Origin of the sequence: Treponema sp. UBA785, assembly GCF_002297065.1 — a bacterium.
Taxonomy (GTDB): Bacteria; Spirochaetota; Spirochaetia; order Treponematales; family Treponemataceae; genus Treponema_D.
Genome location: NZ_DBJD01000079.1, coordinates 1 through 1,185, shown reverse-complemented (window position 1 = coordinate 1,185; position 1,185 = coordinate 1). Strand labels below are relative to the sequence as shown.

Below are 1,185 nucleotides of genomic sequence, written 5' to 3'. Positions count from 1 at the left end.
TTTTCCACTGCAAGAAAAGTTTCTGATTCTTCGTTCTCAAGCTCGGATTTAAGTTTTTGCTCGCTGTACGCCTCGTCCAAAAATTTTCTCATATTTTCTTCGGAATTCTGTTCCGAGAACGTCTCGTAAAAAGTCTGCCGATATATTTTCTGCAAATCAAGAACATCATCTAAACCGCATTTTTTTATTTTCATAGGAAGATTATAGCAAGAATTTTCCCGTCTGCCTGCTTCTGCAAATACAATCCCCAAAAATTCTGCTATAATTTTCAAATCATGACAAAACAGGAAACCTACGATTTTTTGGACGCGAAAAACATTGAATACGAAATCACCGAGCACAAGGCGGTTTTCAGCATGGACGAAATCTGCGACGTTGTGCTGCCTCACCCGGAATGTGATGCGAAAAATCTTTTTGTGCGCGACGACAAGAAACGCGAATATTTTCTGATTACAGTAAAAGGAAGCAAACGCGTTGACCTAAAAGAATTCCGTAAATCCCACGGAACCCGACCGCTCTCCTTTGCAAGCGCGGAAGACCTTATGAATTTTCTGAATCTTACACCTGGCTCTGTAACTCCGCTCGGACTTCTGAACGGCAGCGCGAACAAAGTGAAATTCTTTCTTGACAAGGATTTTCTTGAGCCGCCAGGGCTGATTGGAATCCATCCGAACGAAAACACAGCGACCGTCTGGCTAAAAACAGCCGACCTTCTCAAGTTGATAAAAGAAAACGGAAACGAAGTGGAACTTGCGGAACTGTGATTTGTCAGAAACGCAGTTCCGGGCAGAACATTGGAGGAAAATATGAAAATAATTCCGGCGGACAAAAACGATATTCCAGAGCTTTACGCGCTGCAGCTGCTCTCTTTTGAAAGCGAGGCTGAAATGATTGGAAGCCGCGATGTTCCGGCTCTTACAGAAACGGCGCAGGAAAATTCGGCTGACTTCTGCAACTGGAGAACGCTCAAGCTTGTAAATGACGGCGGAAAAATCATCGGCGCAATCCGCTATAAAGAAGAGAACGGAAAAATAAATGTCGGGCGGCTGATGGTTCACCCGGACTTCCGCCGAAAAGGATTTGCAAAGAGGCTTCTAGAAGAAATCGACAGGCTCTTTCCTTCCGCGCAAAAAGAATTGTACACTTGCTCAAAAAGCTGGACAAACATCGCCCTGTACACTCAGG

At 44.4% G+C, this 1,185-nt stretch carries 3 protein-coding genes; 2 read left to right on the top strand and 1 reads right to left on the bottom strand.

The window, feature by feature from the left end; all coding sequences use genetic code 11:
- The coding region (locus B2X33_RS06675; RefSeq protein ID WP_524539504.1) for a hypothetical protein at positions 1 to 251 on the bottom strand (251 nt) is incomplete at its 3' end.
- A gap of 24 nt (positions 252 to 275) precedes the next feature.
- On the opposite strand from B2X33_RS06675, the gene B2X33_RS06670 reads away from it, so the two are divergent.
- Both B2X33_RS06670 and B2X33_RS06665 read left to right on the top strand, forming a co-directional pair.
- The gene (locus B2X33_RS06670; protein ID WP_296668530.1) at positions 276 to 764 is read left to right on the top strand and encodes a prolyl-tRNA synthetase associated domain-containing protein; all 489 of its coding nucleotides are present in this window, start codon (positions 276 to 278) and stop codon (positions 762 to 764) included.
- A 42-nt stretch (positions 765 to 806) separates the two neighbouring features.
- Positions 807 to 1,185 (top strand): GNAT family N-acetyltransferase (locus tag B2X33_RS06665; RefSeq protein ID WP_296668529.1); only part of this gene is annotated, 379 nt, incomplete at its 3' end.